We start from the raw sequence: 19,619 nt of genomic DNA on the forward strand, positions 1-19,619 counted from the left end.
CTCAGTCGCACCAGTTCATGGGGGCGGCGTCGAGCCCCAGGTACAGGCTCTTCTGCTGCATGTAGGCCTGGATGCCCTGGCGGCCCTTCTCGCGGCCCAGGCCGCTCTCCTTGTAACCGCCGAAGGGCGTCGAGATGGAGAACTTCTTGTAGGTGTTGATCCACACCGTGCCGGCCTCGAGCTTGCCGGCCAGCCGAAGGGCGCGGCGGTAGTCCGAGGTCCAGATCCCGGCCGCCAGGCCGTAGACGTTGTCGTTGGCCAGGCCGACCAGCGCGTCCTCGTCATCGAAGGGCAGCGCCACCAGCACCGGGCCGAAGATCTCCTCCTGGCAGACCGCGCTGTCGTGGGCCAGGCCGTCGATCAGGGTCGGCGGGTAGAAGCTGCCCGCGGCCAGCTCGCCCTGGGTGGGAATCTCGCCGCCGCAACGGATGCGGCCGCCCTGCTCCCGGGCCTGCTCGACGTAGGCCGCCACGCCGTCGCGGTGGCCCTCGTTGATCAGCGGGCCCAGGTGGACGCCGGGGGTCTCCGGATGTCCCACGCGCAGGCCACGGGCGATCTCCTCGAGGCGGTCCATGACCTCGTCGTAGCGGCTGCGGTGAATGAACAGCCGCGAGCCGGCGATGCAGGCCTGGCCGGCGGAGCTGAAGATGCCGTAGGCCACGCCCTTGACCGCCTGCTCCAGGTCGGCGTCCTCGCAGATGATGGTCGGCGACTTGCCGCCCAGCTCGAGCGAGGTGCCGATCAGCTTGTCGGCGGCCACGTGGGCCAGGTGGCGGCCGGTGTTGGTGCCGCCGGTGAAGGAGATCTTGCGCACCTTGGGGTGGCGCACCAGGGCCTCGCCGATCACGCTGCCGCGACCCGGCAGCACGCTGAGCAGGCCCTTGGGCAGCCCGGCCTCCTCGAACAGCTCGCCGAGCTTGAGGGCCATCAACGGGGTGGCCTCGGCGGGCTTGAGCACCACGGCGTTGCCGCCGGCCAGCGCCGGGGCGACCTTCTGCATCTCGCTGGCGATCGGCGAGTTCCAGGGCGTGATGGCGGCGATCACCCCGAGCGGCTCGTACTGGCTCAGGGTCATGAAGTCGGCGTTGCGCTGGGTGGGCAGCTCGCCCTCCAGGGTCTCGCAGGCCGCCGCGAAGTAGCGGGCGGTGCCGGCGGCGCTGGCCACCAGGCCACGGGCCTCGGCCAGGGGCTTGCCGTTGTCCCGAGTCTGCAGGGCGGCGAGCTCCTCGCTGCGCTCGCGGATCAGGTCGCTGACGCGATACAGCACCTCGGCCCGCTCGTGGGGCAGGCGGTCGCGCCAGGCCGGCGCGCGCCAGGCCGCGTCGGCGGCCTCGACCGCCTCCTCGACGTCCTCGAGGCCCGCGGCCTGGAGTTCGGCATTGATCGAGCCGTCGGCGGGGAAGCGCGACACCATGGGGTCGCCGCGTCCCTCGCGCCATTCACCGGCGATGAAGATCTTCTGAGTCATCTGGTGCACCTCCCTTAGAACGAGACCGGCTCGAGCGCCTGGCGACAGGCGCGCACCACCGAGAGGGCGGCGAGGGTCGAGGTCTTGGGGTTGCTTTCCAGGGGAAGGCCGTTGAGCTCGATGGTGAACTCGCCGAAGCGTCCCTTGGCGTGGATGCGGTGGGTGTTGCGGGTGGTGCCCGGGTCGACGATCAGTTGGACCCGGGTGTCGCGCATGCCCACGCCGGCCAGGGCGATGGTGGCGGCGACGTTGGAGTTGGCCGGGAAGAGGCGCGCGGCCTCGCCGGCATCGCCCTCGAAGAACACCGTCTTCTCGGTGACCGCGTCCAGGTCGATGAGCTGCTCGGCGTGGCTGCCCTTCCAGCTGCGCGGCGCCTTGCAGGCCTCGTAGGTGACCTCGTCCAGGCCACCCTCCCGGGCCGCCGCCAGGCCGTCCATGCCGGCCACGGCGCCGGACAGCAGCTGCATCCGGCCGCCGCCCTCCCGGGCCGCGGTGGCCAGACGCTCATAGAGGGCCTCGTCGGCCAGGGCGCCGGTGGCCACCACCGCCAGGGTCAGACCGCGGCGCAGCACCGCCTCGCCGTGCTCGGCCAGCCCGGGCTGGCCGGCGCATTCCACCACCAGGTCCGGGGTCTCCTCGCAGGCGTCGATGGAGGTGAGCACCTCGGCCCGGCCGGCCAGGCGGTCGCGGGTCGCCGGGGCATAGGCCTCCGGCACCACCACCCAGGCCAGTTCCATGCCCTCGGGGAGCAGTCGGTGCACCTCGGTGCCCATGGCGCCGTAGCCGATCATCAGGAGTCGTTTCGTCATGGGGATTCTCCGTTGTCTTTTCTTAGAGGTGGCGGTTGAAGCCACCGGAGACATCCAGGGCGGCGCCGGTGGTGAAGGAAGCCATCGGGGAGGCGAGGAAGACCAGGGCACGCGCCGGCTCCTGCGGGCGCCCCAGGCGGCCCATGGGGATGCCGCGCTTGGCGGCGATGGCGCCGATCCACTCCTCCCAGGTCTGGGACGGGTCGTCGCGCTGCTCGAAGCGTCGACGCCACTGCCCGGACTCGACCATGCCCAGCAGGATGGAGTTGACCCGGATGCCGTCACCGATCAGCTCGTGGGACAGCGAGTGAGTCATGTTGAGCAGGGCGGCCCGGGCCGCCGAGGTGGCGATCATGTGCGGTTCCGGCTGCAGCGCCAGGAGCGAGTTGACGCAGGTCAGCGAGCCGATCTCGGAAGCCGCCAGCTGCTCGCGGAAGGCCGTGAGCGGGTTGATCACGCCGAACAGCTTGAGGTTGGCCTCGGACAGCCAGGCCTCCCGCGGGGTGTCGTCGAAGTGGGCCACATAGCCCTGGCCGGCGTTGGCGATCAGCATGTCGGCGCCCCCGAAGCGATCACGCACCGCATCGGCGAAGGCCGCGCAGGACGCCTCGTCGAGCACGTCGCAGGTCTCGGCCAGCAGCTCCGCGGCGGGGAACTCCTCGACCAGCGCGGCGCGGGCCGACTCGAGACGCTCGGGATTGCGGCCGCACAGCGCCACCCGGGCGCCGTGGGTCAGCAGCAGGCGCACGGTCTCGAGGCCGATCCCCGAGGAGCCGCCGGTGACCACCGCCACCCGGTCTTCGATCATAAAACTCATGGTGTCGTCCTCTTTCGGGTCCCGGTGGAGGCCGCCAGCAGCGGCCGGGCGAAGGCCTCGACGGCCTCGGCGAAGGCCTCGGGGGCGTCGATGTAGCTGGCATGGCCGGCCCGCGGGATGTCGCGGTAGGGCAGCCCCAGCCGCTCGGCCAGGGCTCGGCAGGCCTCGGGGGGGGTGATGGCGTCCTCGTCGCCGCACAGCACCGTGGCCGGCACCGGCAGGCCCTCGGGCAGGTAGGCCTCCAGGGCATCGTTGGCCAGCATCCAGCTGGCCTGGGCGAAGCCCTCGACGTGGAGGCGGCGCATGCCCTCGCGCACCCGGGCGATGTCGGCCTCGTCGGCGCCCTCGCGCAGCAGCCGCGGCGCCCGGGCCGCGGCGTAGGCGTCATGGCCCTGCTCGGCGAGCATCGTCCAGCGGCTGCGATAGACGCTGTCGCGCTTGGCCTCGTCGGCGTCGCGGTAGCCCAGCGCCGGGTCGGCCAGGACCACCCCGGCCAGCCGCTCGGGTCGACGGGCCGCGTAGGCGCTGGCCATCATCGCGCCCAGGGAGTGGCCGACCAGCACGCAGCGCTCGATGCCCAGGGCGTCCAGCCAGGCGTCCAGGCGGGCCGCATAGTCCGCCGCCCTGGGCTCGGCCTGGGCCAGCGGCTGGCTCTCGCCGTAGCCCGGGGCGTCCCAGGCCAGCATCCGGTAGCCGGCCAGCAACGGCGCCACCGGCGCCCAGGAGGCCGCCCCGGAGCTGATGCCGTGCAGCAGCACGATGGCCGGCCCCTCGCCGCTCTCGCGGTAGGCCTGGCGGCCGGCGTCGAGCGTCAGGTGCTTGGGGGTCATGGCCTCACCACTCATCCGTCGCGCTTGACCTTGGACAGCGGGTGATCGTCCGGATAGGTCGGGATCTGCGGCCTGGGCGTGCCCAGCATCACGCACATCAGGGCCTCTTCCTCGCTCTCGTTGAGCAGGCCGCGATAGATGCCCGGCGGCACGGAGATCACGTCGCGCTCCTTGAGCACGGTCTCGGTGTAGTTGTCGCCGTCCTTGATGAACAGGCGGATGCGGCCCTTGAGGACGAAGAAGACCTCCTCGACGTCGTCATGGACATGCAGCGGGCCCTCGCACTTGGACGGCAGCACCATGGTCGAGAAGGTGAAGTGCTCGGCCGGGATGGTGTTGACGTCGTTGGCCACGCCGGTGGCGCCGGTGCCGATGTAGCGCATCTGGGCGCGGCGGTACTTGGGATCGTAATCGGCCTGGAACTTGAGGGCGTTCCAGTCGTACTTGCGGCCCTCGAAACGGGCGATACGGGACTCGATCCAGTCCTCGAAGGACAGGTCGTCGGGCTTGCTCCAGGTAGCGAACTGTTCGGACATGGTGTCTCTCCTCGGGATCGCGCTTGGCTGTCGGTGGCGGGGAGGCCTCGTTGCGAGGGCCGGCCGGCGACCGGATTCAGGACGAGGGGTCCCCGTGCCGGCCGCCCGGGGGCGACCGGCCTCGATGGTGAAGCTTGGGTTCTCCTGGGGCGGCCGGGCCTCCCGGCCGCGGCTCAGGCGTCGGCCTTCTTCTGGCGCCGGGTCTCGGCGTCGATGCCGCCCTCGATGGCCCACTCGGTGAAGGACTCCAGGGAGTGCTGCATCTTCCGGGGCTCCCAGGCCTCGGTCAGGTAGTCCTCGTTGGTGTAGTACTCGAAGGCCCCGCCCAGGGGGCTGTTGACGTACCAGAAGTAGGCCGAGGAAATCGGGTGGCGACCCGGGCCCAGGAAGGTGCTCCACTTCCGCCGGTTCATGGCCAGCCCGCCGCCGATCACCTCGTGGATGTCGCGCACCGTGAAGGCCACGTGGTTGAGCCCCGCGCCGCGGTGCGGCAGCTTGAGCAGGAAGAGGTTGTGGTGGCCGCCGCGCACCTGCATGCGCAGGAAGACGGCGCGGTCGATGTAGCGATCGGAGACCGAGAAGCCCAGCAGCTCGCGATAGAAGCGCTCGCTGGCCTCCAGGTCGTCGACGAAGAAGACCGCGTGGCCGATGCTGGCCGGGGTGGCCCGCTCGTAGACCGGGCTCGGCTGGTCGACGCGCTTCATGTCACCCCACTGGTTGATGGGCGTGACCTCCAGCTCGACCTCGCGCAGCGCCGTCGGGCGGATGCGCACGGCCAGCCCGTTGGGGTCCCGGCACTCCAGGCTGTCGCCGTGGTCGACGTAGCCGGGCTGGTCGCGCAGGCGCTCGCGCAGCTCGTCCAGGGCGGCGGCGTCCGCCACGCCCCAGGTCATGCGGCGCAGGGTCGAGCCCTCCTCGAAGGCCTCGGGCAGCGCCGGGTCGTCGATGGCGCGGACCACCAGGCGGGCGCCGTTGAGCGCCTCGAAGGTGGCGCCCCGGTCGTCCTCGTCGACCTTGGTCAGGCCGAAGTCCTCGGCGAACCGCTTGCCCGCCGCGACGTCCTCGGCGCCGAATTCCAGTTCTTCGATACCCACGATACTCATATCGGTCTCCTGCTAGACGTGACCTCGACCGTCACGCGTTTCGACTTCACGGACACAAAGGCTCCCCGTTCGCGAAGCGAGCGCATCGCGACAGTCTCGTTGCCGTGTCTGGTTGGGCCGGGCGCGGACTAGGCGGGCGCCCGGCGGCTAGGTTCAGCTGGCGTTCATCACATCTGGCTCCGCCCCCCGGCGTGCCCCTGGTAGCCCAACAGGTTGGAGATGGTGTCGGCGGCCTCGGCCACGTGGACCCGCAGGCGATCGCGATCCTCCGCGGGGATCTCGTGCACCGGCACCATGATGCTGACCACCCCCTCGATCTCGCCGTCGTGGTTGTACAGCGGGTAGACGATCGAGGAGATGCCGAACTGGAAGTAGGACTCGGCGATCACGTAGCCGCGCCGGCGGTCCTCCTGGACGAGCGCCCAGAGCGCCTCGCGGTCGGCGGGGGCGCCGGGCTCGTTGTCCGGCAGGCTCTCCTCGGGATAGAGGGCCTCGAACTCCTCGCGGCTCAGGTCGGTCAGCAGCACCCGTCCCAGGGAGGTGCGGTGCACCGGCAGCCGGGTGCCCACGCTGACGCGACGCACGGTGGCGTTGGCGGCGCTGACCCGGGCCACGTAGATGACGTCGCGGCCGTCGCGGATGGCGATGTGGCTCGAGCAGCCGGTCTTGTCGCGCAGCGACTCGATCACCGGCTGGCCGACCTGGACCACGTCCAGGGAGGCGACGTACTCGAAGCCCAGGCGCAGCACGTTGACCCCCAGGGAATACAGGCCGGTGGAGGGGTGGCGCCGAATGAAGCCCATGTACTCCAGGGTCTGGATGGCCCGATAGGCCGTGGCCTTGGGGATGTCGACGCGCTTGACGATCTCGGCAAAACTCATCTCCCGATGGCTGCGGCTCAGCTCCATCAGGATGATCAGGCCGCGCTCCAGGCCCGGGATCAGGTACTTGCGTGCATCCTTCTCGGTGTCGCTCATCGCGTCATCGCCTCTTGGTGTCGGGTCGGTATCCGCGCCGGTGATCGGGCTCCTCGTGGAGCCGGTGGCGCCCTTGCGCCCAAGATACCGGATCGGGACCCGGGAGCCGATTCGCCGTCCGGCTCCTGGCGACTCTCCCGAGCCGCTCACTTCAAATATAAAACTTTATTTCTTATTTGATACCACTTGAAGATAGTCTCCGAAACGGCCTTTGTCAAGGCTTGTTTCCCCTCGCCTGATCGCAATATAAGACATTGATAAAAAAGAGATTAATCGCAGAGATGACGCCCGAGCTCGAGGCCGGGACCGGCCTCCGGCACCGGGCGGAAGGCTAGGCCCGCGCCGTCGCCGACAGCCGCCGGTCGCGCAGCTCGGCCATGCGCCGCGCCAGGGCCTCCAGCAGCGCCGCCTTGTCGTCACGATGCGCCGGGTCGTCCCAGAGGTTGCGGGTCTCGTGGGGATCTTCCGTCAGCCGGTAGAGCTCCCCCCCGGCGACGCCCTCGAAGAGGCTCAGCCGCCAGTCCTCGGTGACCAGGGTGGTGATGCCCGTCTCGGCATCGCCGTCCCGGAACACCTGGATGCCGGCGTCCTCGATGAGCACCGGCGCCGCCGGGCGCGAGGCATCGAAGAGATCGCGGCCCTGCATGCCGATGGGCGTCTTCAGCCCCGCCCGCTGCAGCAGGGTCGGGGCCAGGTCGATGGCGCTGCCCAGCCGGTCCGAGACGCGGCCGCCCGGCTCGCGGGCCCGGGGGTCGCGCCAGATCAGCGGCACCCGCACCAGGCTCCGGAAGTGCAGGCCGAGCTTGAGCACGCTGCCGTGGTCGCCCATGTAGTCGCCATGGTCGGAGGTGAAGGCCACCACGGTGTCCTCGGCCAGCCCCCGGGCCTCGAGACGGGCCAGCACCTCGCCCACGGCGTCGTCGATCATCGAGATGCTGCCGTAGTTGAGGGCGATGATCTCGCGGAGCTGACGCTCGGGGAGCGTCAGCGGCCAGTGGCTGCCCGGCTCGGCCCGCCCCCAGCGATAGGCCGCCAGCGCCGAGGCCGGCAGCCCGGGGATGGCCTCGACGGGGCAGCCGGCGTTGGGCGGCAGCACCACCTCGTCCGGGTCGTACATCGACCAGTAGCGCCCGGGCGGAGTGAAGGGATGGTGCGGATCGGGGAAGGAGACCACCAGCACGAAGGGCGTGTCGGCGTCCTGATCGTCGAGGAAGTCGCACGCCTGCTCGGCCACGTAGGCGGTCGGATAGTCGTCCTCGGGCAGGGCCGTTCGCCAGCACTGGGGCGCAGAGACGGTCGCGTCGGGCAGGGCGTTGGCCGGGCCGCGCAGGCCGTCGGGGTCGGCCTGCCGGCTGCGCAGCCAGGCGGTGTAGTGCCCCTCGACCTCATCGCCGTGGCCGATGCACAGCCGCACGTGATCGAAGCCGTAGTAGGGCGTGGGCAGCTCGCGGTCCGGGTTCTCGACCCAGCGCCGGCGCACCTCCCCGCCGTAGGCCTCACCGTCTCGCTGGCGGCGCAGGCTGTGGCTCAGCGCCTCGGGCAGCGCCTCGCCGCGGCCGCCCTGATGCCGCTCGGGGGCCGGGATGTCGGTGACGTTCTGGAAGTGCGCCTTGCCGATGTAGCCGGTGCGATAGCCGGAGGCGCGCAGCACATCGGCGAAGGTGAGGCTGTCCAGGTCCAGGGGAATGCCGTTCTGGCGCACGCCGTTCACCGACGGCTGCTGGCCGGTGACCAGGCAGGCCCGGTTGGGCTGGCAGATCGGCGTGGCCACGTGGAACCGCGTGAAGCGCACGCCCTCGGCGGCCAGGCGGTCCAGGTGCGGCGTGCGCACGGTGGGATCGCCGTAGCAGCCCAGGTGATCCGCCCGTTGCTGGTCGGTGATGAAAAGCACGAAGCTGGGTCGCCGCATGAGGTCTCCTGCACCGCAGGGAAGCGTCGCCCCGGCGGCGCGCGCCGGGGCGGGAGGATCAGTCGAACATCAGCCCGACCGGCCAGGTAACGATCTCGGGGAAGATGAAGACGATGGCGATGGCCAGGAAGTCGCAGATCAGGAAGGGCACCGCCGCCTTGTAGATGCTGCCCATGCGGGTGCCCTGGGGGGCCACGGCCTTCATCACGAACAGCGCGGCGCCCAGCGGCGGCGAGGTTGAGCCGGTCTCGATGGCGATCAGGAAGAGCACGGCGAACCACAGGGGATCGAAGCCGAACTGCTCCACCACCGGCACGAAGATCGGCAGGGTGATCATCATGATCGGCAGCGGCCCCATGAACATCCCCAGCAGCACCACCGTGAGCACCATGGCCAGCACGATGGTCTTGTCGTCGAACGGCAGGCCGAGCACGGCATCCATCAGGCCGAAGGTGGCGCCGGTGAAGGACAGCAGCTGGGTGAAGGCGATGGCCCCGGCCACGATCAGCAGCACCATCACCGAGATGCCGGCGCTCTCGAACATCGAGCTCTTGAAGATGTCCAGGCTCAGGCGACGCTTGACCAAGGCCAGCGCCACCGTGGCCACGGCGCCGGAGGCCGCCGCCTCGGTGGGCGTGGCCAGGCCCAGGAAGATCACCCCGACCACGGCGAAGACGATGATGCCGATGGGCAGGATGTTACGCGCCCCGGCCTCCAGCTTGACGCGCATCGGCGTGGGTGCGACGTCGAAGGACGGCGCCACGTCCGGCTGCAGGGTGCAGCGGCCGAGGATGTAGGCGGTATAGAGCACCGCCATCAGCAGACCCGGCAGGATGATGGCGATCAGCAGCCGGCCGATGGGCAGCTCCGCCACCACCCCCAGCACCACGGCCAGCGAGCTCGGCGGGATCATGATCGCCAGGCCGGCGGAGCCCAGTATCGGGCCCAGGGTCATGGGCTTCTGGTAGCCCCGCTTCTCCATCTCCGGCACCAGGCTGGAGCCCAGCAGGGCGATGGAGCCCATGCTGTTGCCGGTCAGGGTGGAGAAGAGCACGCCGCCGCCCACGGCCATGAAGGCCAGGCGACCGCGCAGCTTGCCGAACCACTTGTCCAGGGTATCCAGCAGGTCGTTGGCGATGCCGGAACGGAACATCACCTCGCCCATGATCATGAACATAGCGATGGGCACCAGGGTGAAGCTGGTCAGCGCGCCGGTGGTGTTGATCACCAGCTGTTCGACGCCGGACATGCCACCCAGCAGCAGGTAGGCACCCACCAGGTTGACGACCAGGAAGGCGAACGCCACCGGCATGCCGAGCATCATCAGCAGCAGGAGCGGTCCCATGATCAGGAGCAGCGTTAGCCACCAATCCATATCAGCCTCCAGGGGAGAGTGTTGTCGTTGCGCGAGCCGCGCGGCTCAGCGCTTGAAACTGTCGAGGGTCTGCGCCGCGAACTGGATCGCAAGCAGCAGCATGCCAAGGGGAAAGACCATGGTGATCAGGTAGCTCGGCGGGCGCATCAGGGTGGTCTCGCGCATGCCGTACTCGAACTGGTCCAGGGTCACCAGGCCGCCGACCCAGGCACAGTAGCCGCAGGCGACCGCCCCCAGGGCGCACATCAGGGCGCTCAGAACACGACGCGGCAGGTCCGGCAGCGCATCGGTGACGATGTCGATGGCCACGTGGCGATGTTTCTCGAGCAGATAGGGCGCGCCGAGGAAGGTCATGTAGAGCAGCGAATATTCGCTGAGCTCGATGACCCAGACCAGGGACTTGTCGAAGATCAGCCGCGAGAGGATCTCCATGAACACCAGGCCGGTGGCGGCCACCAGCACCAGTCCGGCCAGCCAGGCGAGCCACAGGTTGAGGCGGCTGACGCCGCGCATGAACACGGAAGACGACGATTGCTTGACGGTCAGGGAGTCATCCATAGCGAAGGCCCCGGGGAATGAATGGGGCCCGGCGCCCGGAGGCGGGCACCGGGGGATGGGCGAGGATCAGTCGACCAGCATGGCCTTGAGCTCGGCGTGCAGCTCCGGCTCCACGTCCTCGGCGAGCTTGTCCCAGGCCGCCTCGATGGCGGTGGCGACGTACTCGTCGGCGTCCTCGCCGGTGAGCTTGACCTCCTGGAAGCCGGCCTCGTCCATCTGCGCGTAGCCGGTGTCGATGACCTCTTGCCAGCTCTGGTCGATCTGCGGTGCCAGCTCCTCGCGCAGGTAGGCCTGGACGCGGTCGCGCAGGTCTTCGGGCAGCTCGCTCCAGACCTCCGGATTGACCAGGACGTTGAAGCCGGCCCGATAGTAGGGCGGGGTGATGTAGTGGTTGACCACGTCCTCGAACTGGTCGACCCAGCCGATGTTGCTCTGGGCGAAGCCGTCGATGACGCCGCGCTCCATGGCGGTGTAGATCTCGCCCATGGGCAGCACCAGCGGCTCGGCCCCTAGGGCCTCGACGAAGGGCAGGATGGTCGGGAAGACGCGGATGCGCTTGCCAGCGATGTCATCCAGGCCGGTCACCTCCTCCTTGAAGAACAGGAAGAACTTGACGGGACTGGCCGGGATCTCGCCGAGGAAGTGCAGGCCGCGTTCGGCGTGGACCTCGGTCATGCGCGCCAGGTAATCGGTCTCGGCGATCTCCTCGTAGGTCTTGAAGGAGAGGTTGGAGGCAGTCGCCGACGGCACCAGGCCGGAGTAGTAGCTGGGGCTGGTCAGCGCCATGTCGATGGAGCCGTTGCGCACCGCATCAGCCAGGCGGAAGGGCGGCATCACCTCGGGACCGCCACGCCAGTTGATCTCCAGCTCGCCATCGAACTCCTCGTTGATGGCGGCGACGAACTGCTCGAAGCCGTGGGAGACGACCACCGTCTTGGGGGTGAAGGAAATGGCGTTGAGCTTGATCTCTTCGGCGTGGGCGGCGGTGGCCGCGCCGATGAGGGACAGGCCCACCAGGGACTGGGTCAGGAGCTGCTTGGTCATATCGGGGTTTCCTCGAGTGTTGTTATTGCAGTTCATGAGTATGGCGAAGTGCGCTGGGACACGACGTCAGGGCAGCTCCTTGCCCCAGGCATCGTAGCCGTAGACCCAGTCGGCATTGCCCTCGCCCTTGAGCCAGTCGTTGGCCCGGGAGCCGCGCTGCACCTGGGCGGTGCGCGGCTTGCGGGCCTCCTCGTAGCGCTCCAGGGCGGCGGACAGGCCGGCGCGATCGACGCCCTCCAGGCAGCGGGACAGCACCACCGCATCCTCGATGGCCATGCAGGCGCCCTGGGCCATGAAGGGCACCATGGGATGGGCGGCGTCGCCGAGCAGGGTGGCGTGGCCCGCCGACCATTGCGGCATGGGCTCGCGCACGTAGAGCGCCGACTTGGTCACGCTGTCGCAGGCGGCCAGCAGGGCCTGGACGTCGGGATGGAAGTCCTTGTAGACCCGGCGCAGTTCCTCGACGTCGCCGGGCAGGGTCCAGGACTCCTCCCGCCAGTCGTCCTGGGCGGTGGTGGCGAAGACGAAGACCTCCTCGCCGCGGGTCAGGGGGAAGACCACCACCTGGACGTCCGGGCTCGGGCCCCACCACTTGGTGAGGGCGTCCAGGTTCTCCACCTCCGGCACCGAACTGCGCGGCACCACGGCCCGGTAGGAGACCAGGCCGGTGAACTCGGGATGATCCTCGCCGAACAGTTCGCGGCGAACGGCGGAGTGGATGCCGTCGCCGCCGATCACCAGGTCGACCTCCTCGCTGGTGCCGTCGGCGAAGTGGATGCGCATGGGCTCGCCCTGCTCGACCCGCTCGGCCTGCTTGCCCAGGCGGATGGCCTCCTCGGGCAGGGCGTTCTCCAGCGCCTGGAGCAGGTCGCCGCGGTGGATCGTCAGCTGGGGGGCGCCGTAGCGCTGTTCGGCGGCCTCGCTCATGGGCAGCCGCGAGGTCTCCTCGCCGGTGTCCCAGGTGCGGCTGATGCGATGGGTGGGGCGCGCCGCGGTCTCGCGCAGCACCTCGCCCACGCCCAGGCGATCCAGGGCCCGCACGGCGTTGGGCGTCAGGTTGACGTCCGCGCCGATGCGCAGGAACTGCTTGGCGCGTTCGAAGACAATGGCCTCGTGCCCCTGTTGACGCAGCGCCAGGGCCGCACACAGGCCGCCGACGCCCCCACCGCAGATACCGATCTTCAGGCTTGTCATGTTCACACCTTTGTTGCCGTCCAAGACCGCGGGATCCGCCCGCATCATATTTGAAACTTTGTTTATTATTTGATGCTAGCAATGTAGGTCGCCCTTGCGACGTTGTCAAACCTCTCGTCGGCCCTTTCGGCCGACGGGCGGAAGAGGCCTGCCAGAACAATCCACTAGCTATAGGCAAGAGACTACTGAAATAACGAGCGGCCGGGCTCGCCGAGGCGGGAGGCATAAAAAAGGGCAGCGCGGGCAGGCAAGGCCTGTCCCGGACGCTGCCGAAAAGGAAGAACGCGGGGTGAGGGGGTCAGCGTAACTGCATCAGGTTGTAATTCGGATCGCCCAGGGCCTGGGGGTCCAGCATGCGCTCGGCGGCCAGCCAGCGCTTGCCGAGCTTGATCGCCCGGGGCTGATCGAAGGCCACCATCTGCACCAGGCGATTGTCGTCGTCCAGGTAGAAGAACACCGGCCCCTGGGGATCCTGGCGCACCACGCAATGCAGCTCGCCGTGCGGCACCCCGAGGATCTGGATGTTGACGCCGTGCTGGTCGGACCACAGCCAGGCCGGCTCGTCGTAGTGCGCCTCCTTGCCGAGCATGGCGTCGGCCACCACCCGGGCCTGGTTCTGGGCATAGGCCCAGGACTGCAGGCAGAGCCCCAGGTGCGGATGCTGGGAGACGTCGCCGGCGGCGAAGATCTTCGGGTCGGAGGTATGCCCGGCGGCATCGACGATGATGCCCTGCTCGGTGCGCAGCCCGGCGTCGCGGGCCAGCTCCAGGTTGATCTCGACGCCGACGCCCACCACCACCAGGTCGTAGGGCTCATGGGCCTGGCCGTCGGCGGTGACCGTCACCCGACCGTCGTCCTCCTCGCTCAGCCGGATGTCCTGGCGGTTCAGCTCCAGGCCCACGCCGTGACGCTCGTGGAGTTCGCGGATCGCCTCGGCCACCTCGGGCCCCACGCTGCGACCGCAGAGTGCCGGCGCGCGCTCGAAGACGTCCACCTCCACGCCCAGCTTGCGCGCGCTGGAGGCCACCTCGAGGCCGATCCAGCCGCCGCCGATGATGCCGACGCGCCGGCTCTCCTCGAGTCGGGTCTTGAGCCGGTTGGCGTCGTCCCAGGTGCGCAGGGTCATGACGTTGGCGATATCCGACCACTCGGCCACCGGCATGCGCGGCCGGCTGCCGGTGGCGATCAGCAGCCGGTCATAGGGCAGGCGCTCGCCGTCGTCGAGCACCACCTCGCCGGCCTCGCGGTCGATCTCCACGGCGCGGTGGGGGCGTCGCCAGTCGATGTCGAGGGATGCCTGAGTGTTCTCGGGGAAGAGCCTCGGCAGGGGATCGCTGTCGGTGACCACGCCCTTGGAGAGGGGGGGGCGTTCGTAGAAGTCGTGGGGCTCGTCGGCGACCACCGTCAGGCGGCCCTCGAAGCCCTCGCCGCGCAGCGCCTTGCAGGCGTAGCCGCCGGCCTGGCCGCCGCCGATCACCACGATGCGCTGGATATCAGTTGCCATGTTCGCCGCTCCTCAGTTGAAGACGAAGCCACCGTTGATCGGGATCACCTGACCGGTGACGAACTTCGCCCAGTCCGACAGCAGGTAGAGGATGGTGCCGTCCACGTCGTCGGGCTGCTGTTCGCGTTTCAGGGCACGCCCCTGGGCGTAGAAGTCGTAGCGCTCCTGGGGGACGTACTCGGTGGCCTCGCAGCGGGTCAGGCCCGGGGCCACGGCGTTGACGCAGATCTCGCGCTCGCCGAGCTCGCTGGCCATGGCGCGGGTCATGGAGATCACCGCCCCCTTGCTGGCCACGTAGGCCATCAGCCTGGGGGCGCCCCACAGGGCGGTGTCCGAGGCCAGGTTGACCACCCGGCCGCCGCCGGCGGCCTCGAGCAACGGCACGGCGGCCCGGGTCATCAGCCACAGGCCCCGCACGTTGACCGTCATCACCCGGTCCCAGAGGGCCATGTCGTAGTCCATCATGGTCTCGCCACCGACGCCGGTGGCGATGGCGGCGTTGTTGACCAGCCCGTCCAGGGGGCCGCCCTCGGCGATCCCCGCCATGCCCGCCTCGATGGAGGCGGGATCGGCCTGGTCGATGACCCGGGCCTCCACCTCGACGCCGCGCTCGCGCAGCGCCTGGGCGGTGGTCTCCAGTTCCTCGGCGAGGATGTCGCTGAGTACCAGGCGCGCGCCCTCGGCGGCGGCGGCCTCGGCGACGCTACGCCCCAGGCCCCGGGCGGCACCGGTCACCAGGATGCGCTTGCCGGAAAGCATCTGAGCCATCTCAGGCCGCCTTCTGGCGCTCGGCCAGCTGCTTCTTGGCCATCTTGAGCATCACCCGGCGCAGCCGCGACAGACCCACGTCGTGCTGGTAGAGGTTCTCGTGGTGCCGGGCGTCGGGGGCCAGGTTCTCGAGGATGATGCGATCCTGCTCCAGGACGTCCCAGTGCAGCTGCTCGAGCTTGGTGCGGTAGAAGAAGCGCCACACCTGACGCTGCCAGCCGTCGACCTTGCGCACCCGCCAGAAGAACACCCGGGTGTTCTCCTTGTCCTCGGGCACGGCCATGCCGACGATCCAGAAGGGGCCGCCGGGGCCGAAGCGCGGCTGGTAGGGAATCGACAGGCGCAGCCAGAGCGCGCCGGTGTTGCCGTACTCCACCCAGTCGAAGTTGACGCCGGTCTGGCCGGTCTTCTTGAAGATGAAGCCGCTCTCGGTGGGCTCGAGCACCATCTCGGCCTGGCGGTCGCCCTCGGCCATGGAGTGGGAGTCGGCATGCAGGTAGGTGCCGTGCATGGGGTCCATGACGTTGTCGACGGCGTACTGGTAGTTGCACTTCCAGGTGGCGGTGCACAGGAAGTGGCCGTAGGTCTCGCCGTCGGTCAGCTGCTCGGGCAGCTCGAGCTCGCTGGGCGCCTCGTCCGGGGTGGTGCCGAAGTAGACGAAGATGGCGCCGTGGGCTTCCTGGATGGGATAGCGGCGCACGCAGGCCTGGCCGACCAGCGGGCTGTTGCTGATGGCGGGCACGTCGCAGACCTCGCCCTCGCCGTTGACCTCGACGCCGTGATACCAGCAGGCCAGGCGGTCGCCCAGGTTCCAGCCCTTGGACAGGCGGGCCCCACGGTGGGGGCAGCGGTCCTCGACGGCATGCAGGGTGCCGTCGTAGCCGCGCCACAGCACCAGGTTCTCGCCCAGACGGGTGATGCCCAGCGGATTGCTGCCGACCTCCCAGCTGGCGGCCACGGGGTACCAGAGGGAACGCAGCCCGGTGTCCAGGTAGTCCTGAACGGCGGTGTCGACGGAGGATGCACTAGTCATGACTCGACCTCGTTGTGGTTGGTACGAAGAGGTGGACGGGGGCTCACTGCCCCAGGACCGCGATTTCCTGGAGGAAACTTTCCCGTGTCCAGGGCTCGCCGTTGCGGTCGTGACGGTCGCGGGCATTGAGCCCCTCGACCAGTGCATCCAGCTCGGTCACGCCCTCGGCGAAGACCTCCTCGAGGGCCTCCACCAGCTCCAGCTCGAAGGGCCCCGGCACGCCCGCACGGGTCTGCCAGACGGGATTCGCGAAGCCGCCGGGGACCTCGATGTGCCCCTGGCCGGGCTCGCTGGAGGGGATGATGCGCTGCCAGGTCTTGAGTTGGGGGTTGTAGTCTTGCTGGGCCATGGTTCAGCTCTCCTCGCTCATCTGGAGTTGCACCTCGTCGTCGATGATCCGTACCGGATAGACGTGGAGGTCGCGATCGGCGGGCTCGCGCAGACACTTGCCGGTCTTGATGTCGAAGGTGGCCTCGTGCAGCGGGCACTCGACCTGGCCGTCCTCGACGAAGCCCTGGGACAGCAGGGCATAGGCGTGGGGGCAGACGTCCTCGAGGGCGTAGTACTCGCCGTCGAGGACGTAGACGCCGACCTCCTTGTCGTCGACCTTGGCGGAATAGGGGAAGTCTTCCTGTACCTGGTCGGTCTTGCAGACGGTGGTCCAACTCATGACGCGGTCCTCATCGGTCGGGGAATGGGGGCCTCCCTGTCATCTCATATAAGAGACGACGTTTGTTATTTGATCCTTCGGAGCGTCAGTATAGGCAGGCCGTCGCGCCTGTCAAATACTATATAGTATTAAGCGCACAAAGCAGCGTCGCACTACCCAAAGGATAGACACGACTAGCGTTGGTCGGTGCGCAGGGAGAGGCGGTAGTCGTTGGCGGGAATATGCATGATCTGCCAGGCGACGGTGGTGTCGTCGGCCAGGCGATAGAGGGTCTCGAGGCGGATCCCGGCGGGCGGCTCATCGGTGCGCTCGGGGAGCATGACCCTGGCCGCCGCCTTGGGCAATCGCACCAGGCGGACCCGGTTCTCGGCGTGGTCGACGGTCACCCGGCTCCGCGCCTCGAGCAGCGGCAGCACGCTCTCGTGCTCCAGGGCCTCGGCCTCCACCTCGAGCAGAGGGGCCGCGAGGTCGGCCCGGAGGTAGATCTCGGTATGGCAGTCGAAGGCACCGTCGATGCGGTCCTGGCGCACCAGGCGCACGTAACCGGCCGAACAGGCTCCCAGCACCTCGCTCCAGGGCCCCTGGCGATGGAGGCGCTCGCGCTTGAGCAAGCGAATGAAGACCATGCGGACCCGGGTGCCGTCGGGGCGCAGGAAGCCGAAGGCCGGGGTGGTGATCTCGCGGCGGTGATCACCGCCGGCGACGAAGGTGCCCAGTCGCCGCTGGCGATACAGCTCGCCGCTCTCCACCAGGTCGCGCAGCGCCTTCTGCACGGTGCCCAGGCTCAGCGGCAGGGCGGCGGCCAGCTCCTGCTCGGTGGGCAGCCGGGCCCCTTCCGGCAGCCGCCCCTCGACGATCAGCTCGATGATCGCATCCCGCATGCACAGGTACTTGGGGGACCTGGGGGACCGTTCAAGGTGCTTGGTGATGCGATCGACCAGCAGGGACAGCACGGCAACGCCTTGTACGGGACATGAAGGCAGGGATTCTAGCAGGCCCGGCCAGAAGCTCGAAGCTCGAAGCTCGAAGCTCGAAGCTCGAAGCTCGAAGCTCGAAGCTCGAAGCTCGAAGCTCGAAGCTCGAAGCAGCAGGCTGAGCTCCACCCAATAAACGTCAAACCCTCCGAGGTGCTGCCTCGGAGGGTTGTTCTTCCAGCTTCCGGCTTATTTTTCGACGAACGCCCGCTCGATCACGTAGTCGCCGGGCTCGCCCATGCGCGGCGAGATGTTGAAGCCGAGCTCGTCGAGCAGGGCGCTGGTGTCATCGAGCATCGCCGGGCTGCCGCAGATCATGGCGCGATCCTGCTTGGGATCCAGGGCCGGCAGGCCGGTGTCCTCGGTCAGCTTGCCGCTGCGGATATGATCGGTGAGGCGACCCATGGTGTGGAACTCCTCCCGGGTCACGGTGGGGTAGTAGACCAGCTTCTCGCTGATCTCCTCGCCCAGGTACTCGTGGGCCGGAAGCTCCTTGGTGATGAAGTCGGCGTAGGCCAGCTCGCTGACGGTGCGCACACCGTGCACCAGCACGATCTTCTCGAAGCGCTCGTAGGCCTCGGGGTCCTGGATCAGGCTCATGAAGGGCGCCAGGCCGGTGCCGGTGGACAGCAGGTAGAGGTTGCGCCCCGGCAGCAGGTCGTCGGTGACCAGGGTGCCGGTGGGCTTGCGGCTGACCATGATCTGGTCGCCGACCTTCAGGTGCTGCAGGCGCGAAGTCAGCGGGCCGTCCGGCACCTTGATGCTGAAGAACTCCAGGTGGTCCTCGTAGTTGGGGCTGGCGATGGAATAGGCCCGCATCAGCGGCTTGCCGTCCACCTCGAGGCCGATCATCACGAACTGGCCGTTCTTGAAGCGCAGGCTGCGCTCGCGGGTGGTAGTGAAGCTGAACAGCGAATCGTTCCAGTGATGGACGCTAAGGACTTCTTCCTGGGCGAACTTGCTCATGCCGGCTCCTGTATATTCTCGAAACGCATAGTAGGGCGGAAACTTCTTTGCAGGGAATTCTAAGAGAGGCGACAATATCTGTTAAATGGGTTGTGTGGATAAAGCTTATCTACAATCCAGATAACAAAGCCCGGAGCTCGCCCCCCATGCGCTATACCCTGCGCCAGCTCGAGGTGTTCGTGGCCGTCGCCCAGCACGAGAGCGTCTCCCATGCCGCCCGCGCCCTGTCGCTGTCCCAGTCCGCCGCCAGCACCGCCCTGGCCGAGCTGGAGCGCCAGTTCGACTGCCGCCTGCTCGACCGTATCGGCAAGCGCCTCAAGCTCAACGCCCTGGGCTTCCAGCTGCTGCCCAAGGCGGTCGCCCTGCTCGATCGCGCGGAGGAGATCGAGGGGCTGCTGCGCGGCCAGCAGGGCATCGGCACCCTGGACGTGGGCGCCACCCTGACCATCGGTAACTATCTGGCCACCCTGCTGATCAGCGACTTCATGCAGCAGCACCCGGGCAGCCGCATCCGCCTGCAGGTGCGCAACACCCGCACCATCATCGAGGGCGTGCGCCACCACGAGCTGGACCTCGGGCTGATCGAGGGGCAGTGCGAGGACGAGGACGTGATCACCCAGCCCTGGGTGGAGGACGAGCTGGCGGTATTCTGCGCGCCGTATCACCCGCTGGCCGGCCAGGGGCCGGTGGAGCTCGACCGCCTGCTGCGCGAGGCCTGGATCATGCGCGAGGAGGGATCCGGCACCCGGCTGACCCTGGAACAGGCCGCCCGGCACCGGCGGGGACGCTTCAATACCCTGCTCGAGCTGGAGCACACCGAGGGCATCAAGCGCGCCGTGGAGTCCGGGCTGGGGATCGGCTGCGTGTCACGGCTGGCGCTACGCGACGCCTTCCGCCGCGGCAGCCTGGTGGCGATCCCCACCCCGGAGCTGGACCTGAGCCGTCAGTTCGCCTTCATCTGGCATCGCCACAAGTACCTGGCGCCCGGCATGCGCGAGTTCCTCAAGCTATGCCGGCAGATGACCGAAGGCATCCGGCGCAGCGACCAGATCGACCTGCCGCCCCATGCCTGAGGCGGCACGCC

20 protein-coding genes are annotated in these 19,619 nt (G+C 68.7%); 1 reads left to right on the top strand and 19 read right to left on the bottom strand.

The features are described 5' to 3' along the window. Window position 1 precedes the first annotated feature (1 nt). The 19 genes from QC818_RS06445 to QC818_RS06535 all read right to left on the bottom strand — a co-directional run bounded on the left by QC818_RS06445 (window position 2) and on the right by QC818_RS06535 (window position 18,535). Complete coding sequence (locus QC818_RS06445; RefSeq protein ID WP_309652020.1) at window positions 2–1,468, bottom strand: aldehyde dehydrogenase; 1,467 nt, start codon at window positions 1,466–1,468, stop codon at window positions 2–4. A gap of 14 nt (window positions 1,469–1,482) precedes the next feature. Next, entirely contained in the window at window positions 1,483–2,277 is a 795-nt protein-coding gene (locus tag QC818_RS06450) for an aspartate dehydrogenase (protein WP_309652021.1), read from the bottom strand. Window positions 2,278–2,299: 22 nt separating this feature from the next. Further along, entirely contained in the window at window positions 2,300–3,094 is a 795-nt protein-coding gene (locus QC818_RS06455; protein ID WP_309652022.1) for an SDR family oxidoreductase, read from the bottom strand. After that, on the bottom strand, window positions 3,091–3,924 hold the full coding sequence (locus QC818_RS06460) for an alpha/beta fold hydrolase (protein ID WP_309652023.1): 834 nt from the start codon (window positions 3,922–3,924) through the stop codon (window positions 3,091–3,093). Before QC818_RS06460 ends, QC818_RS06455 begins: the two co-directional genes overlap by 4 nt. An 11-nt stretch (window positions 3,925–3,935) precedes the next feature. After that, entirely contained in the window at window positions 3,936–4,460 is a 525-nt protein-coding gene (locus QC818_RS06465) for a cupin domain-containing protein (protein ID WP_309652024.1), read from the bottom strand. A gap of 173 nt (window positions 4,461–4,633) precedes the next feature. Continuing rightward, window positions 4,634–5,563 carry a VOC family protein gene (locus tag QC818_RS06470; protein ID WP_309652025.1) on the bottom strand — a complete coding sequence of 310 codons (930 nt, stop codon included), beginning with the start codon at window positions 5,561–5,563 and terminating at the stop codon, window positions 4,634–4,636. 167 nt (window positions 5,564–5,730) lie between these two features. Further along, entirely contained in the window at window positions 5,731–6,540 is an 810-nt protein-coding gene (locus QC818_RS06475) for an IclR family transcriptional regulator (protein WP_309652026.1), read from the bottom strand. 331 nt (window positions 6,541–6,871) lie between these two features. Beyond that, entirely contained in the window at window positions 6,872–8,449 is a 1,578-nt protein-coding gene (locus QC818_RS06480; RefSeq protein ID WP_309652027.1) for a sulfatase family protein, read from the bottom strand. A 58-nt stretch (window positions 8,450–8,507) separates the two neighbouring features. Further along, window positions 8,508–9,824 carry a TRAP transporter large permease gene (locus QC818_RS06485; RefSeq protein ID WP_309652028.1) on the bottom strand — a complete coding sequence of 439 codons (1,317 nt, stop codon included), beginning with the start codon at window positions 9,822–9,824 and terminating at the stop codon, window positions 8,508–8,510. A 45-nt stretch (window positions 9,825–9,869) separates the two neighbouring features. After that, entirely contained in the window at window positions 9,870–10,382 is a 513-nt protein-coding gene (locus tag QC818_RS06490) for a TRAP transporter small permease (RefSeq protein ID WP_309652029.1), read from the bottom strand. Between the two features lie 66 nt (window positions 10,383–10,448). Beyond that, entirely contained in the window at window positions 10,449–11,426 is a 978-nt protein-coding gene (gene dctP, locus QC818_RS06495; protein WP_309652030.1) for a TRAP transporter substrate-binding protein DctP, read from the bottom strand. A 66-nt stretch (window positions 11,427–11,492) separates the two neighbouring features. After that, complete coding sequence (locus tag QC818_RS06500) at window positions 11,493–12,620, bottom strand: FAD-dependent monooxygenase (protein ID WP_309652031.1); 1,128 nt, start codon at window positions 12,618–12,620, stop codon at window positions 11,493–11,495. 298 nt (window positions 12,621–12,918) lie between these two features. Next, window positions 12,919–14,124 carry an NAD(P)/FAD-dependent oxidoreductase gene (locus QC818_RS06505; RefSeq protein WP_309652032.1) on the bottom strand — a complete coding sequence of 402 codons (1,206 nt, stop codon included), beginning with the start codon at window positions 14,122–14,124 and terminating at the stop codon, window positions 12,919–12,921. 12 nt (window positions 14,125–14,136) lie between these two features. Continuing rightward, window positions 14,137–14,892, bottom strand: coding sequence for an SDR family oxidoreductase (locus QC818_RS06510; RefSeq protein ID WP_309652033.1), 756 nt, complete (start codon window positions 14,890–14,892; stop codon window positions 14,137–14,139). Window position 14,893: 1 nt separating this feature from the next. Further along, on the bottom strand, window positions 14,894–15,925 hold the full coding sequence (locus QC818_RS06515) for an aromatic ring-hydroxylating dioxygenase subunit alpha (RefSeq protein WP_309652034.1): 1,032 nt from the start codon (window positions 15,923–15,925) through the stop codon (window positions 14,894–14,896). Between the two features lie 43 nt (window positions 15,926–15,968). Next, complete coding sequence (locus QC818_RS06520) at window positions 15,969–16,274, bottom strand: recombinase-like helix-turn-helix domain-containing protein (protein ID WP_309652035.1); 306 nt, start codon at window positions 16,272–16,274, stop codon at window positions 15,969–15,971. A gap of 3 nt (window positions 16,275–16,277) precedes the next feature. Further along, on the bottom strand, window positions 16,278–16,595 hold the full coding sequence (gene nirD, locus QC818_RS06525) for a nitrite reductase small subunit NirD (RefSeq protein ID WP_309652036.1): 318 nt from the start codon (window positions 16,593–16,595) through the stop codon (window positions 16,278–16,280). A 173-nt stretch (window positions 16,596–16,768) separates the two neighbouring features. Then, on the bottom strand, window positions 16,769–17,548 hold the full coding sequence (locus QC818_RS06530; protein WP_309652037.1) for a GntR family transcriptional regulator: 780 nt from the start codon (window positions 17,546–17,548) through the stop codon (window positions 16,769–16,771). Between the two features lie 210 nt (window positions 17,549–17,758). After that, a complete protein-coding gene (locus tag QC818_RS06535; RefSeq protein ID WP_309652038.1) occupies window positions 17,759–18,535 on the bottom strand; it encodes a ferredoxin--NADP reductase in 777 nt (258 codons plus the stop codon). A 146-nt stretch (window positions 18,536–18,681) separates the two neighbouring features. Between QC818_RS06535 and QC818_RS06540 the strand changes: the two genes are divergently transcribed. Next, the gene (locus tag QC818_RS06540; protein WP_309652039.1) at window positions 18,682–19,608 is read left to right on the top strand and encodes a LysR family transcriptional regulator; all 927 of its coding nucleotides are present in this window, start codon (window positions 18,682–18,684) and stop codon (window positions 19,606–19,608) included. Window positions 19,609–19,619: the final 11 nt, after the last annotated feature.

This window comes from Halomonas koreensis (genome assembly GCF_031451675.1).
Lineage (GTDB): Bacteria > Pseudomonadota > Gammaproteobacteria > Pseudomonadales > Halomonadaceae > Halomonas > Halomonas koreensis.

Excerpts from the sequence above, each read along its gene's own strand:
- QC818_RS06450 (WP_309652021.1), bottom strand. The coding sequence starts at position 2,277 with ATGACGAAACGACTCCTGATGATCGGCTACGGCGCCATGGGCACCGAG.
- QC818_RS06485 (WP_309652028.1), bottom strand. The coding sequence starts at position 9,824 with ATGGATTGGTGGCTAACGCTGCTCCTGATCATGGGACCGCTCCTGCTG.
- QC818_RS06460 (WP_309652023.1), bottom strand. The coding sequence starts at position 3,924 with ATGACCCCCAAGCACCTGACGCTCGACGCCGGCCGCCAGGCCTACCGC.
- dctP (WP_309652030.1), bottom strand. The coding sequence starts at position 11,426 with ATGACCAAGCAGCTCCTGACCCAGTCCCTGGTGGGCCTGTCCCTCATC.
- QC818_RS06470 (WP_309652025.1), bottom strand. The coding sequence starts at position 5,563 with ATGAGTATCGTGGGTATCGAAGAACTGGAATTCGGCGCCGAGGACGTC.
- nirD (WP_309652036.1), bottom strand. The coding sequence starts at position 16,595 with ATGAGTTGGACCACCGTCTGCAAGACCGACCAGGTACAGGAAGACTTC.
- QC818_RS06520 (WP_309652035.1), bottom strand. The coding sequence starts at position 16,274 with ATGGCCCAGCAAGACTACAACCCCCAACTCAAGACCTGGCAGCGCATC.
- QC818_RS06510 (WP_309652033.1), bottom strand. The coding sequence starts at position 14,892 with ATGGCTCAGATGCTTTCCGGCAAGCGCATCCTGGTGACCGGTGCCGCC.
- QC818_RS06465 (WP_309652024.1), bottom strand. The coding sequence starts at position 4,460 with ATGTCCGAACAGTTCGCTACCTGGAGCAAGCCCGACGACCTGTCCTTC.
- QC818_RS06515 (WP_309652034.1), bottom strand. The coding sequence starts at position 15,925 with ATGACTAGTGCATCCTCCGTCGACACCGCCGTTCAGGACTACCTGGAC.
- QC818_RS06480 (WP_309652027.1), bottom strand. The coding sequence starts at position 8,449 with ATGCGGCGACCCAGCTTCGTGCTTTTCATCACCGACCAGCAACGGGCG.
- QC818_RS06455 (WP_309652022.1), bottom strand. The coding sequence starts at position 3,094 with ATGAGTTTTATGATCGAAGACCGGGTGGCGGTGGTCACCGGCGGCTCC.
- QC818_RS06475 (WP_309652026.1), bottom strand. The coding sequence starts at position 6,540 with ATGAGCGACACCGAGAAGGATGCACGCAAGTACCTGATCCCGGGCCTG.
- QC818_RS06445 (WP_309652020.1), bottom strand. The coding sequence starts at position 1,468 with ATGACTCAGAAGATCTTCATCGCCGGTGAATGGCGCGAGGGACGCGGC.
- QC818_RS06500 (WP_309652031.1), bottom strand. The coding sequence starts at position 12,620 with ATGACAAGCCTGAAGATCGGTATCTGCGGTGGGGGCGTCGGCGGCCTG.
- QC818_RS06505 (WP_309652032.1), bottom strand. The coding sequence starts at position 14,124 with ATGGCAACTGATATCCAGCGCATCGTGGTGATCGGCGGCGGCCAGGCC.
- QC818_RS06540 (WP_309652039.1), top strand. The coding sequence starts at position 18,682 with ATGCGCTATACCCTGCGCCAGCTCGAGGTGTTCGTGGCCGTCGCCCAG.
- QC818_RS06535 (WP_309652038.1), bottom strand. The coding sequence starts at position 18,535 with ATGAGCAAGTTCGCCCAGGAAGAAGTCCTTAGCGTCCATCACTGGAAC.
- QC818_RS06490 (WP_309652029.1), bottom strand. The coding sequence starts at position 10,382 with ATGGATGACTCCCTGACCGTCAAGCAATCGTCGTCTTCCGTGTTCATG.